A 12,496-nucleotide genomic window follows, 5' to 3' on the forward strand; every position below is an offset into this window, starting at 1 on the left:
CCGCGACCCGGTACCGGGCCGGCACCCGAAGGTGCGCGGCCCGGTGGACGGGTCAGTCCTCCGAGACGAGCCGGCCGTCGCGCAGGGTGAGCGTCCGGTCGGCCAGCTCGATCAGCGCCGGGTCGTGCGTGGCCACAAGCGCGGTCATGCCCCGGGCGTGCACCACCGCCCGGAGCAGGTCCATGATCGACCGTCCGGTCTCGGAGTCGAGCTGACCGGTCGGCTCGTCGGCGATCAGCAGGTCCGGTTCGTTCGCCAGCGCCCGGGCCACCGCCACGCGCTGCTGCTGGCCGCCGGACAGCTCGTACGGGCGCTGCGCGGCGTGCCCGCCCAGCCCGACCAGCTCCAGCAGCACCGCCACCCGCTGCTCCCGCTCGGCCGCCGGCACCTTCGCCAGCCGCAGCGGCACCCCGACGTTCTCCGCCGCGGACAGGATCGGCACCAGGCCGAACGTCTGGAACACGAACCCGATCGTGCCCCGGCGCAACGACAGCAGCTCCCGCTCACCGGCGGCTGTGACGTCGTGCCCGGCCACCCGGATCCGCCCGGCGTCCGGCCGGTCCAGGCCGCCGACCAGGTTCAGCAGCGTGGTCTTCCCGGCGCCGGAGCGGCCCCGGACGGCGACCAGCTCACCGCGTCCCGCCGTGAACGAGACGTCCCGCACGGCGTGCACGGCGTGCTCGCCCCTGCCGAAGGTGCGGCTCACCCCCTCGACCCGGACCACGTCCTCGACGGCCGGCGCCGGCACCGCCGGCAGCACCACTGTCCGGTTGGTCATCACTCACTCTCCTCGCCGTGTGCCCGGTCGCCGGGGCGCACCTCGACGTGGTCGGGTTCCAGGTTGAGCCGGACCCGGTCGCGCAGGGACAGCGCCTCCACGAACTGCGCCGGCAACTGCATCCGGCCGGTGCGGTCCAGCACCGCGTACTCCTCGCTGACCATCTCGGTGCCGCCGTCGGCGGTGACGCGCGCGGTCCGGCGTACCTCGGAGGCGGTCCGGCCGTCGCGGATCGCGACGGTACGGCGGACCTGGCCGGCCACGGCGTGGTCGTGGGTGACCACCACGATGGTGACCCCCAGTTCGGCGTTGATGGTGCGCAGCGCGGCGAACACCTCGGCGCCGGTGGCCTCGTCCAGCTCGCCCGTCGGCTCGTCGGCGAAGAGGATCTCCGGGTCGTTCGCGACCGCCACGGCGACCGCGCAGCGCTGCTGCTCGCCGCCGCTCATCTGGCCCGGCCGGCGGTCCGCGCAGTAGCCGACGCCCACCATGTCCAGCAGCTCACGGGCCCGTTCCCGCCGCTTGCGCCCGCCGCCGGCCCGTCCGGCCAGCTTCATCGGCAGTTCCACGTTCTCCAGCGCGGTCAGGTACGGCAGCAGGTTGCGGCCGGTCTGCTGCCAGATGAACCCGACCACGTCCCGCCGGTACGCCAGCCGCCGCTTGTTCGACAGCGACAGCAGGTCGTAGTCGGCGACCCGGGCGATGCCCGCCGTCGGGGTGTCCAGCCCGGACAGGATGTTCAGCAGCGTCGACTTGCCGGAGCCGGACGCGCCGACGATCGCGACCAGCTCGCCCCGGTCGATGACCAGGTCGAGGCCCTGGAGCGCGACGACCTCGACGCCCTCGGTCTTGAAGATGCGCACCAGGCCGTCGCAGACGATGTGCCCGCGCAGCCGGTCGCGTCCACCGGCCCGTTCGGCGGCGCGCTGCGCGGCGCGCTGTTGCAGCGACGCCAGATCCGGTACGGCGGACGACGGTTCGTCGCGCGGCGTGAGACGCGCCGGGCCCGGATGGCCGGAAGCGGTCGCGGTCATGTCAGCTCTCCTCTCCGAGCCGCAGCACCTCGCCGAGGCGCAACCGGCGGTTGTTCACGGCTTCCACGGTGATCGCGAAGCCGAGGGCCAGCATGGCCAGGACCGACACCCCGGCCACCAGGCCGGGCTCGAAACTCGGGCGTACCTCCACGCCCCCGGTGAAGGCGGGCAGCCCGAGCACCGGCGTGAGCAGCAGCGGCAGCAACGCGCCGACCACCGCCCCGGTGAGCACCGACACCAGCACCAGCGGCGTCAGCTCCACCATCAGCAGTCCGCGCCACTGCCGGCGGGACAGGCCCATGGTGCGCAGCCGGGACAGCACCTGCCCGCGCGAGCGGGCCCCGGCGAGCACCGCGAGCGCGAGCCCGAGCAGCCCCAGCACGGCGCCACCCCCGGCGCCGAGCACGAAGCCGAACACCAGCAGGCCGTTCACGCCGGTGCCGCCCAGGTCGGCGCGCACCGCCGAACGGGTCGTCACCTCCGGCGCGCGGGCCTTGTCCCCGGTGCCGACCCCGCCGATGCGCAGGTAGCGGTTCTGCCCCTCCCTCGCGACCCGGTCCACCTCGGCCGCGTCCACGCCGGATCCGGCGAGCACGAAACCGGTGGGCGCGAGCTGGTGCGGCGCGTCGGGCGGCAGCGCCGGCCACGGCAGCACCACGAACCGGCGTACGCCCTCGCCGACGAGCGCGAACTCGTCGACCGTGGCGGCGGTCCGCACCGGCAGCCGGTTGCCCTGCACGTCCAGCCAGGCGGGCCGGTCGCCCTGCGCGTCGGCGAGCCCGGCGTCGGCCAGTTCCTCGGCCACCGCCGGGGACACCAGCGCCGGCAGCGGCGTGCTCCCGTCGGCGCGGGCCAGCACCGGGCCGGGCACGCTCACCGGTACGCCGGCCTGCCGTGCCACCTCGGCGAACCGCTCCCCCTCCACGAGCACCACGCGCATCTCGGTGACCGGGGTGGGGCGTCCGGCGCGGTCGGCGTAGGGGCGTTCGGCCGGCACCGTGAGCAGTGGCGCGACAGCGCGTACCCCGGGCAGCGCGGCCAACTGGTCCGCCGTGTCCGGCGTGAAGCGTTCCCCGCGTACCAGCAGGTCACCGGGCACGGCCTGGGCGGCGGCGGTGTCCCGGCCGGTCTCGATGCCGGTCGCCACCACGCCGCAGAACGCGGCGGTGGCGACGGCCAGCACCACCACGACCAGCGGCCCGGTGCTCGCGGCCCGGCCCGCGCGGGCGGTGCCGAGGAACGCGACGCTGCCGCGCGCCCGGGAGGCGACGCGGCTGACCAGCCGCAACGGCCAGGGGTACGCGCGCAGCGCCAGCAGCGCCGCCGCGATCGCCAGCAGCACCGGCACCGAGACCAGCAGCGGGTCCACCGAACCGGCGGTGAGCCCGCGACGGCGCAGCAGGAACGCGCCGAGCACGGCGAGCCCGAGCACCGCCACCTCGACGGTGAGCCGGACGGCGGGCGACCGGCCGCCCAGGTCGGAACGCCCACCGGCCCGGCGACCGACGGCGAGCGCGGCCAGCGGCGGCAGCAGCGTCGCCACGAGCCCGGCGATCACCACCCAGCGCCACGACGCCCCGGTGCCGGGCAGCAGCCCGCCGAGCAGCCAGCCGATCCCGGCCGCGGCCGGCAGCACCAGCAGCGACTCGGCCAGGCCGCGGCGCAGCACCGCGCCGGTGGAGCCGCCGCGTGCCCGGATCAGGTGGAACTCGGCGCGGCGGCGGCGCGCGGCCAGCCGGGCGGCCAGCAGCGTCAGCCCGGCCAGCGTGGCGAGCAGCCCGGCCGCGATGACCGCGAGCAGGGTACGCGCGGCGGCGAGCGAGTCGGCGAAGCGCCGCAGCGGGATGTCCACGCCCTGGCTGAGGGTCGTCTTGACCTCAGTGGGCATGGCCCGGTCCAGCCCGTCGACACCGGCGATCAGCGCGTCGAGGCGGCCCGGTTCGAGCCGGTCCGGGGCGATCCGGTACCGCCAGCCGAAGGTCACCGGCCATTCGCGGGCGGTGATCGAGTTCAGGCCCGCGTCGGCGGTGTACGCGACGGCCACGAACGGGTCGCCGTCGCCTTCGGGTGGGCTGAGCTTCAGCATCGACGGCAGCGTGTCCCAGACTCCGCCGGCCGGGTCGTTCGGCCGCCACACGCCGACCAGGTCGACCGGGCGGGAGTTGAGCACGTTGTCGTCCGCGTCCAGCAGCGAGAGGCGGAACCGGTCGCCGGTCGCGACGCCGAGCCTGGTGGCGATCGTCTCGGCGAGCGTCACCTCGATCGCGCCGGCCGGGGTTACGCCGCGTTCCGGCCACCGCCCGTCGACCAGGGTGGCCGCCTCCCGGATGCCGGTGCCGGCGCGCAGGTGCAGGTCGATCAGCCCTTTGTCGTCGCTCAGCGTCGGACCGCGCAACCGCCCGGGGACGGTCTGCGCCGCGAACCAGCGCTCGCCGATGGTGTCGCGCACCTCGGCGGGCATCTTCTCCTCGATCGCCGCGAGCAGGGCCCCCCGGCTGGCGACGGCGGGCTGGTCCGAGGCCGGCACGACGTCCGGTCCGGCGCTGTACGTGAGGTCGCGGCGGGCCACCGGCTGCCCGGCCACGTACTCGGTGAGCCCCTGCCCGGTCAGCCGGTCGGCGACCCGGGGAACGCCGGTGATCAGCAGGGCGGTCACCAGGGTCAGGACGGCGAGCAGCAGGAACTGTCCCCCGTACGCGCGGACCCGGCGCGCGGCACCAGGAAGGCTCATCGTTCTCCTCCGATCCGGAGCTGCGCGGCGGCGACCCGCTGGCGGATGCCGGTGGTGATGAGGGCGGCGAAGGCGAGCGCGGCGAGCAGCAGCCCGGCGGCGGTCGTCCCGATCGGCACCCAGGGCACTGTGAAGGCCGCCTCGGGCACCGGCCGGCCGGCGGCCGGGGTGAGGATCACCAGCGGCACCATGGTGGCCGCGACGAGGGCGCCGACGAGCATCCCGACGCCGACGCCGATCGCGGCCAGGAACGTCTGTTCCGCGAGGTACGCGCGGGCCAGCAGCCGGGTGTTCGCGCCGAGCGTGTTGAACACGGCGAACTCGGTGAGCCGGCGCCGGGTGGTGGCCCACACGTCGACCGCCAGGCCGACCAGGGCGAGCAGCACCGAGCCGAGCGCGGCGGCCAGCAGCCCGGTGCGCGCGCCCTGCCAGTACGGATCCTCGGCGGCCTCCGCGGCCACCGCCCGGCGGTCCAGCAGCACCGTGCCGCCGGTCGCGGCGAGCGCGTCAGCGGCGGCGGTGTGCCCGCCGGGCGTGGTGCCCAGCCACCACTCGGCCACCGGCCGGACGCCACCGCTGCGTTCGAGGAGCTGCGTGGTGGCGGTGGGCAGGTCCAGCAGCACCCCGTCGCCGGTGGTGCCGGGGATCGCGGCGACCTGGCCAGCCACTGTGATCTCCAGGGTCACCTCGGCGACGGACAGCTTGACGGTGTCACCGGTTTTCACGCTCAGCGCGGCGGCGACCCCCGGCGTGATCAGCACCGGCACCGGCGGATCCTCGGCCCGGGGCACCACGGCGAACCGGGACGAGGGTGTGCGGGCGAACTGCAACAGCCCTTCGGGCACATCGAAGCTCTGCGTCGCGTCCACCCGGGTGGGGGTCGCCTGCGCGTCCCGGCGCGGACCGCTGCCCGGGTCGATCACCCGCCAGGCCCCCTCCACCGGCACCGGCAGGGGCGCTCCGGAGGCGTCGGTGAGCCGCAGCTCGTCCAGGAGCAGCCGGTACGAGCTGCCGCTGGCGTCGCCGCCGTCGGCCTCGAAGCCGGCCAGGCGCAGCGGTGCGCCGCCGCTGTCGGGCAGCGACACCGAGAAGCGCACCGGCTTCCCGTCGCCGCCCGCCTCGGCCAGCCGGACCCGCCAGGTGGCCCCGGCGTCGGTGGCGAACAACGCGGTCACTGCCACCTGCGGCCGGTCGAACATGCTCTCGACCGGGGTGCGGACGGTGCCGGACAGCGTCTTCGCCCCCTCGGGCAGGACGCCGCCGGCCGGCGCGGTCCGGCCGTCGGCGAGCCGGTCCAGCAGGGCGCCGGTGGACGCGTCACCGCCGGCGTCGTCGAGCCGGATCATCCCCTTCGCGGCGGCGGCGTCGAACGCCACCACTGTGGCCGGCTGGGCCTCACGACCCAGGCGTACGTCGTCGCGCCAGGCGGGCAGCACCCGGTCCAGGCCGGGCACGGCGGCCAGCGCGGCGGCCCGGTCGGCCGGGGCGGCGCCGTTGCGCTCGGTCAGCCGCAGGTCCGCGCCGACCGTGTGCTGCGCCTGGTCGCGCTGCGAGCGTTCCCAGGAGGCGACCAGCGACCAGGCGAGCGTGCTGCCGCCGACGGCGAGCGCGAGCAGCAGCACCGGACCGGCGTGCGGGCGGCGGCCCGCCTGCCACATGCCGAACATGGTGGCGTTCCACGTCCGGCGGTCCACGAAGCGTTCCGCGAGCCGGGTGGTCGGCGGCAGCAGCCGCAGCGCGATCACCGCGCCGGCCAGCACGCCGATGGTGGGCGCGGCCGCCAGCAGCGGGTCGATGCCGAGGCTGCCGTTGGCGCCGGCGAGCGGCGAGGAGTACTGCCGTAGCTGGGTCCAGGCGAGCACGGCGAGGGCCACCAGCGCCACGTCGACGCTCGCCCGCTGCACGGCCGCGCCCCGGGAGGGCCGCGACCGGGACGCCATGTCCGCGACGTACGTGCCCGCCCGGCGCATCGCCGGCAGCACCATGGCGAGCAGGCAGCCCACCGCCGCGCCGACCGCGACCATCCACACCCGGGCGAGGTCGCCGTCGGCCAGCCCCAGGTCCGCGCCCAGGTAGTGGATCGCCTGCCCGGTCAGCGCCGGGGCCAGCAGCAGCGCCGGCGCCACCACGAGAGTCGCCTCGCGTACGGCCAGCCCGGCGATCTGCCCCCGGGCGGCGCCCCGGGCCCGCAGCAACGCGGTCTGGGCCCGCCGGTCCTCGTTGAGCAGCGCGGCCACCAGCACCAGCGCGTACCCGCCGAGCACCACGATCAGCAGCAGCGGGGTGAGCAGCGCGGACCGGCCCACCAGGTCGGCCCGGCTGAGCCGGTCGACGAGCCGGTCCAGGTGGCTGACCTGCTGTGTCGAGGAGCCCAGGCCGGTGGCCTCGGGCAGCTTCCCGGTGATCTCGTCCAGCGCCGTGATCACGGCGGGCAGCCGGGCCGGCTCGACCGCCACCAGGTCGGGGTCGACCACCCAGGCCGCCGAGGTGGAGCCCGGGAAGGTACGGGTGAAGTCGGCCGGGTCGAGCGCGAACGGCCCGTACGAGGTGACCTCCGCGTCGCCCTGGCTCTCCCCCACCCCGGGGGCGAGACGCCAGTACGCCTCGGACGCGTCCCGTGGGCGCCACGTGCCGACCACCACCACCGTGCCGGCGCGTTCGGCGCCCCGGTCGTACAGCGGCACCCGCTCCCCGACCTCCAGGCCCAGTCGCGCGGCCACCGTCTCCGGCAACGTCACCTGCAACGGGTTGCTGCCGGGCACCGGCCACGCCCCGGCCGCCAACTCGGCGTGCGCCGGCAGGTCGTCGAGCGTGGCCAGGTTGGCGAACATCGGATCGTCGTCGGTACGGGCGGCGCCCACGTCCCCGGTCAGCTCCCGCCCGGTCCCGGCGCGGCTCGCGGCCACTGTGACCGGGGCGCCGCCGAGCCCGTTCGCGAACTGTTCCCGTACCGCCCGGTCCCGCTCGGCGAACGCGGCGGCGTCGGCGCCACCGGAGCCGCTGATCAGCAGGCTGCGCTCCTCGGCCGGGGCGGCGTCGAGCACCGCCCGGGCGCCCGCCTCGACGGCCCGGCGGTTGTAGTCGGAGAGCCCGGTGACCAACGCGACCGCGACGAGTGCCGCGACAGCGGCGGCGAGCAGCAGCCCACGGGCCTCTACCGCCCGCCTCCACACCAGCTTCATCCGACGTCCTCTCCTGGCCCCGGCGGGCCGATGCCGAGAGAGAGCAGTGACACCCCGCAAAAGGTTCGCGCCCGTTACATGATCGTTATCGGTCCCTCCCCACCCTTGCGCGCGCCGCCCGCCCACCTCCCCGTCGATCTTGGAGTTGTGGCACCTCGAATGCGTTCTATGCGGCTTTTGGGAACGACCACAACTCCAAGATCGACGGCCACCACCGGCGCGAGGGCGAGGGCTGTCCACAGGGGCGGACGGGAAGGGCGGCGGGGCGGGAAGGTGGGCGGGTGTGGCGGTACGGGGAGTTGCTGGCGGGTGGGATGAGCCGCGGGGCGGTCCGGCACCAGGTGGAGGCGGGACGGCTGGGCCGGCTGTCGCGGGGTGTCTACGGCTGCACCGACGACGAGGCGAGCCGGTTGCGCGCCCTGTTCCGGCGACTGCCGCCGGGCACTGTCGCGGGTTTCCACACCGGCGCGCGACTGCACCGGTTCGGAGCGGTGACCCACGACCGGGTGCACGTGATCGTGCCGCCCGGTGTGAGTGCACGGCGAATCCGGGGCGTGGCGACACATCAGACGGTGCTGCCGGTGCCGGACGCGGTGGAGATCGCCGGCATCCCCTGCGCGCCCGCGGCCCGTTGCGCCGTGGATCTGGCGCGGGTGATCCGGCGGGCGGACGCACTGCCGGTGCTGGACCTCTGCCTCCGGGCCGGCGCCTGCCGCCGCGAGGACCTGCTGACCGAGGTGGCGTGGCACGTCGGCCTGCGGGGAGTACGACAGGCGGGGCAACTCGTCGCGTTGGCCGATCCGCGCTCCGAGTGCCGGCAGGAGAGCCAGTTACGCCTGTTGCTGATCGACGGCGGGCTGCCGCCGCCGGAGCCGCAGCTGTGGGTTCCCGACGACGACGGGATACCGATCTACCGCCTCGACCTGGGCTATCGCGACCGGCGGATCGGCCTGGAGTACGACGGCGGATCCCACCTCGACCCCGGCCGGCTGCACCACGATCGGTCCCGGCTCAACTGGCTGGCCGAGCGCGGCTGGCGCATGCGGGTCTACACCGCCACCGACCTCTACCGCCGTCCCCGGCACGTCGTCGCTTCGGTCCGAGCCCTGCTCACCGCTTCCGGCTGAGCCGGGGTCACCCGACCGCGGGCGCACGCCGCGCCGCCTCGCCGACAAAGGGACGGCGAGGCGGGGTCAGGGGCGGGGGCGGTCGCGGTCCTTGGAGGGCTGGACCCGCTTCGGCTCGCCGGGCATCTTCGGGTATTCCGGCGGGTAGGGCATGTCGCCCAGCCCGTCCGCGGCGTCCCGCTCGGCCCACTCCAGCAGCGGCGTGATGTCCCACGGGGCGTCGTCGATGCCGGCGTGCGGGTCGCCGCGCTCGGCGAACCGGGCCGGCACCGTACCGAGGTGGAAGTCGTCCGGGTCGACCTGCGGCAGCTCGTCCCAGTCGACCGGGGTGGAGACGGTGGCGCGGGCGTTCGCCCGCAGCGAGTACGCGCAGGCGATGGTGCGGTCCCGCGCCATCTGGTTGAAGTCGACGAAGACCCGTTCGCCGCGCTCCTCCTTCCACCAGGCGGTGGTGACCAGCTCGGGGCGGCGGCGTTCCAGCTCGCGGGCCAGCGCGATGGTGGCGCGGCGTACCTCCACGAACGTCCAGCGCGGCTGGATGCGCAGGTAGACGTGCACGCCCCGGCCGCCGGAGGTCTTCGGCCAGCCGGGCACGCCCAGCTCGTCGAGCAGCCCGCGCAGCTCACCGGCGGCGGTCACCGCGTCGGCGAAGTCGGTGCCCGGTTGCGGGTCGAGGTCGACGCGTAGCTCGTCCGGGCGGTCGGTGTCGGCGGCGCGCACCGGCCACGGGTGGAACACCACGGTGCCCATCTGCGCCGCCCAGGCCACGTGCGCCAGGTCGGCCGGGCACAGCTCGTCGGCCGGGCGGCCGCTGGGGAAGGTGATCCGCGCGGTGCGGACCCACGGCGGCACGCCCCGCTGCGGCACCCGCTTCTGGAAGAACATCTCGCCCTCGATGCCCTCGGGGAAGCGCTGGAGCGTGGTGGGCCGGTCGCGCAGGGCGCGCATGATCCCGTCGCCGACCGCCAGGTAGTAGCGGAAGACGTCGGCCTTGGTGAAGCCGCGCTGCGGGAAGATCACCCGATCCGGGCTGCTCAGCCGCACCGTGTGCCCGGCTACCTCGATCTCCTCGACCGCACTCCTGCCCGCCATCACGCGACCATATGCGATGCCACCGACACCCGACGTACCGTGGAACGGTGAGTCTTTCCGACAACGAACTGCCCCGTACCGAGGACGAATGGCGCGTCCGGCTCAGCCCCGAGGAGTTCCGGGTGCTCCGCGAGGCCGGCACCGAGGCGCCCTGGACCGGTGAGTACGTCGACACCAAGACCCCCGGGGTCTACCACTGCCGGGCCTGCGGGCTGGAACTGTTCCGCAGCCAAGACAAGTTCGACTCGCACTGCGGCTGGCCGAGCTTCGACGACGCCATCCCGGGCGCGGTCAAGGAGATCCCGGACAACACGCTCGGCATGCGGCGCGTGGAGATCCGCTGCGCGCGCTGCGACAGCCACCTCGGGCACGTCTTCGAGGGTGAGGGCTTCACCCCGAAGGACACCCGGCACTGCGTCAACTCGATCTCGGTGCGGCTGGAGCCCAGCGCCGGCTGACGGCGGCGTCACAGCCGCAGCAGGCCGCCGGCCTCGTCCACCTGGTCGGCGGCCTCGTCGTCCAGCCACACCCCACCGGTGGCGAGGTAGCGGAAGCGGTACTCCCCCGGCGCGAGCCGGACCGTCACGGTACGGGTGCCGTCGCGCCGCGGCACCAGCTCGTGCCGGCCGGGCTCCCACCCGTTGAAGCAGCCGACCACGCTGACCGTGCCGGCCGGGGTGTCCCGGGGCAGCGAGAACGTCACCCGGGTCTGGTTGCCGAAGAGCCTGTTGCGCTTGATCACGAATCCTCCGGAGATTTTCGGCGGTCACAGGAGTCAACGCGCGACACGCCGGGAGCGACTCGCCGTGGGGCCGGATCAGGTTCGCCGGTTCCGGTTGCTCGGGGGTGTCGTCTGCGCGACTCTCGGATGACAGGTCCGTTTTCGGGGGGTTTCGCATGACAACCTGCGAGGTTTGTGGCAACGACTACTGGATGGCGTTCGAGGTGCGCACGGTCGACGGGTCGCGGCACACGTTCGACTGTTTCGAGTGCGCGGTGCACAAGATGGCGCCGATCTGCGAGCACTGTCAGATCAAGATCGTCGGGCACGGCGTCGAGGTCTCGGGCCGCTTCTTCTGCTGCGCCCACTGCGCCCGCGCCGTCGAGGGCGAGCATGGTGCCGAGGTACGCGACGCGGTCGGCGCCCGCCCCGCCTGACGCGGGCGCTCCCCGGGGCGCCACCGGCGTCGATCTCCGTCTAGCATCCCTCCGGTGTCCCGACGGTTGATCATCGCGGCGGCCCTGGCCGCCCTCCTCGCCGGCTGCGGTTCCGCCACCGGGCCCGGCGGCGCGACCGCCCCCGAGCCTGCGCTCGCCGCGCCCTCACCCACCGACGGCGGCGCCGCCGCGGCGCTGCGCGACCGGTACGCCGCGACCGGCAGCCTGGCCGGCCTGGCCGAGACGCCCGAGTACGCCAGCGAGCAGCTCGACTCCGACGGTGTCGCCTGCGGGCGCCCGCTGCCCCTGCTCGACCGGCGGCTCGTCGTGTCCACCCGGGTCTTCGTCACGCCACAGGGCACCCCGGCCGGCGAGTTCGCCGAGATCGTCCAGGAGACCGTGGTCTACCCGGACGAGCCGACGGCCGCGGACGCGGTACGGCAGGTCTTCGCCGTGCTGGAGGCGTGCGAGCGCGACGAGGAGGACGGCCAGGTCACCACCGGCCACACCGCCGGGAAGCTGCCCGCCGGGCTGGGCGTGCCGGGCCGGATGATGTCGGCCACCATGACCGTGTCCGGCGGCACGCGCTTCCCGCACCGCTACGGCTGCCTGCACCAGGGCCGGGTGACCCAGTGCGTCGCGGTCTGGACCCGCTCGGCGGCGGACACCGGCACCTGGTTCGAACGCGCCGTCACCGCCACCGCCACCGGCCTGCGCACGTCGAAGGGCTGAACCGGCACGCCGGACCGGCCGCGCTGAACCGCCGCGCGCTGAACCGGCACGGCGGACCCCGCCGGCCCGGCACGCCGAACCGGCGCGGCCCGGGGTGCACACGACCGGCCGGAGACGCGCCGCCTAACCTGGGCCGATGCCCGTCGAGTCCCACCTGGCAAGCTTCGCCGACCTGGACGCCCGCACCTTCCACGACCTGCTCCGGCTGCGCATCGACGTGTTCGTGGTCGAGCAGTCCTGCCCGTACCCGGAACTGGACGGCCGGGACGTCGAACCCGGCACCCGCCACCTGTGGCTGAGCCGCGACGGCGCCGTGGTCGCGTACCTGCGGATCCTGGCCGACCCCGGTGGTGTGGCACGGATCGGGCGGGTCGTGGTGGCGCCGGCGGCCCGCGGCGCGGGCCTGGCCGGCGCGCTGATGACCGAGGCCCTCGCGGTGGTGGGTGACCGGCCGTGCGTGCTCGACGCGCAGACGCACCTGGTCGGCTTCTACGCGGGGCTCGGCTTCGCGGTCAGCGGCCCCGGGTACGTCGAGGACGGCATCCCGCACACCCCGATGCGCCGCGACCCGACTCATTGACGTTTGTCGCTTTTTGTGGCAGCCTGCGGGCGGAGCCGCCACGCGGGAGAGGGCAACTCCCGACAGTCCGGGCGTCGTGCAC

General features: G+C 75.1%; 11 protein-coding genes. 5 read left to right on the forward strand and 6 right to left on the reverse strand.

Annotated features, from left to right (window positions below; all coding sequences use genetic code 11):
• Nucleotides 1-52 precede the first annotated feature (52 nt).
• Genes ABIH81_RS30550 through ABIH81_RS30565 form a run of 4 tightly spaced genes read right to left on the reverse strand, consistent with a single transcriptional unit; the run spans nt 53 to nt 7,725 of the window.
• Nucleotides 53-778 carry an ABC transporter ATP-binding protein gene (locus ABIH81_RS30550; protein WP_349878292.1) on the reverse strand — a complete coding sequence of 242 codons (726 nt, stop codon included), beginning with the start codon at nt 776-778 and terminating at the stop codon, nt 53-55.
• Complete coding sequence (locus ABIH81_RS30555; protein WP_013284833.1) at nt 778-1,812, reverse strand: ABC transporter ATP-binding protein; 1,035 nt, start codon at nt 1,810-1,812, stop codon at nt 778-780. Before ABIH81_RS30555 ends, ABIH81_RS30550 begins: the two co-directional genes overlap by 1 nt.
• Before the next feature lies 1 nt (nt 1,813).
• Complete coding sequence (locus tag ABIH81_RS30560; RefSeq protein WP_349878293.1) at nt 1,814-4,543, reverse strand: FtsX-like permease family protein; 2,730 nt, start codon at nt 4,541-4,543, stop codon at nt 1,814-1,816.
• The gene (locus ABIH81_RS30565) at nt 4,540-7,725 is read right to left on the reverse strand and encodes an FtsX-like permease family protein (RefSeq protein WP_349878294.1); all 3,186 of its coding nucleotides are present in this window, start codon (nt 7,723-7,725) and stop codon (nt 4,540-4,542) included. Before ABIH81_RS30565 ends, ABIH81_RS30560 begins: the two co-directional genes overlap by 4 nt.
• Before the next feature lie 281 nt (nt 7,726-8,006).
• On the opposite strand from ABIH81_RS30565, the gene ABIH81_RS30570 reads away from it, so the two are divergent.
• Nucleotides 8,007-8,852, forward strand: a complete 846-nt coding sequence (locus ABIH81_RS30570; RefSeq protein ID WP_349878295.1) for a hypothetical protein — start codon at nt 8,007-8,009, stop codon at nt 8,850-8,852.
• 66 nt (nt 8,853-8,918) lie between these two features.
• On the opposite strand, the gene ligD is transcribed toward ABIH81_RS30570, so the two are convergent.
• A complete protein-coding gene (gene ligD, locus ABIH81_RS30575) occupies nt 8,919-9,944 on the reverse strand; it encodes a non-homologous end-joining DNA ligase (RefSeq protein ID WP_349878296.1) in 1,026 nt (341 codons plus the stop codon).
• A gap of 47 nt (nt 9,945-9,991) precedes the next feature.
• On the opposite strand from ligD, the gene msrB reads away from it, so the two are divergent.
• On the forward strand, nt 9,992-10,402 hold the full coding sequence (gene msrB, locus ABIH81_RS30580; protein WP_013284828.1) for a peptide-methionine (R)-S-oxide reductase MsrB: 411 nt from the start codon (nt 9,992-9,994) through the stop codon (nt 10,400-10,402).
• A gap of 8 nt (nt 10,403-10,410) precedes the next feature.
• Here the strand turns inward: msrB and ABIH81_RS30585 are convergent, their stop codons facing one another.
• On the reverse strand, nt 10,411-10,686 hold the full coding sequence (locus ABIH81_RS30585) for an isoamylase early set domain-containing protein (RefSeq protein WP_120570994.1): 276 nt from the start codon (nt 10,684-10,686) through the stop codon (nt 10,411-10,413).
• Between the two features lie 155 nt (nt 10,687-10,841).
• Between ABIH81_RS30585 and ABIH81_RS30590 the strand changes: the two genes are divergently transcribed.
• The 3 genes from ABIH81_RS30590 (at nt 10,842) to ABIH81_RS30600 (ending at nt 12,414) form a co-directional block, all read left to right on the forward strand.
• Nucleotides 10,842-11,102, forward strand: coding sequence for a Prokaryotic metallothionein (locus ABIH81_RS30590; protein ID WP_349878297.1), 261 nt, complete (start codon nt 10,842-10,844; stop codon nt 11,100-11,102).
• A 54-nt stretch (nt 11,103-11,156) separates the two neighbouring features.
• Nucleotides 11,157-11,834: a hypothetical protein gene (locus ABIH81_RS30595; RefSeq protein WP_349878298.1), complete on the forward strand. Its 678-nt coding sequence runs from the start codon at nt 11,157-11,159 to the stop codon at nt 11,832-11,834.
• A gap of 136 nt (nt 11,835-11,970) precedes the next feature.
• On the forward strand, nt 11,971-12,414 hold the full coding sequence (locus ABIH81_RS30600; protein WP_349878299.1) for a GNAT family N-acetyltransferase: 444 nt from the start codon (nt 11,971-11,973) through the stop codon (nt 12,412-12,414).
• The last annotated feature ends 82 nt before the right edge of the window (nt 12,415-12,496 follow it).

It is taken from the genome of Micromonospora sp. HUAS YX12, from assembly GCF_040215685.1.
Lineage (GTDB): Bacteria > Actinomycetota > Actinomycetes > Mycobacteriales > Micromonosporaceae > Micromonospora > Micromonospora tulbaghiae.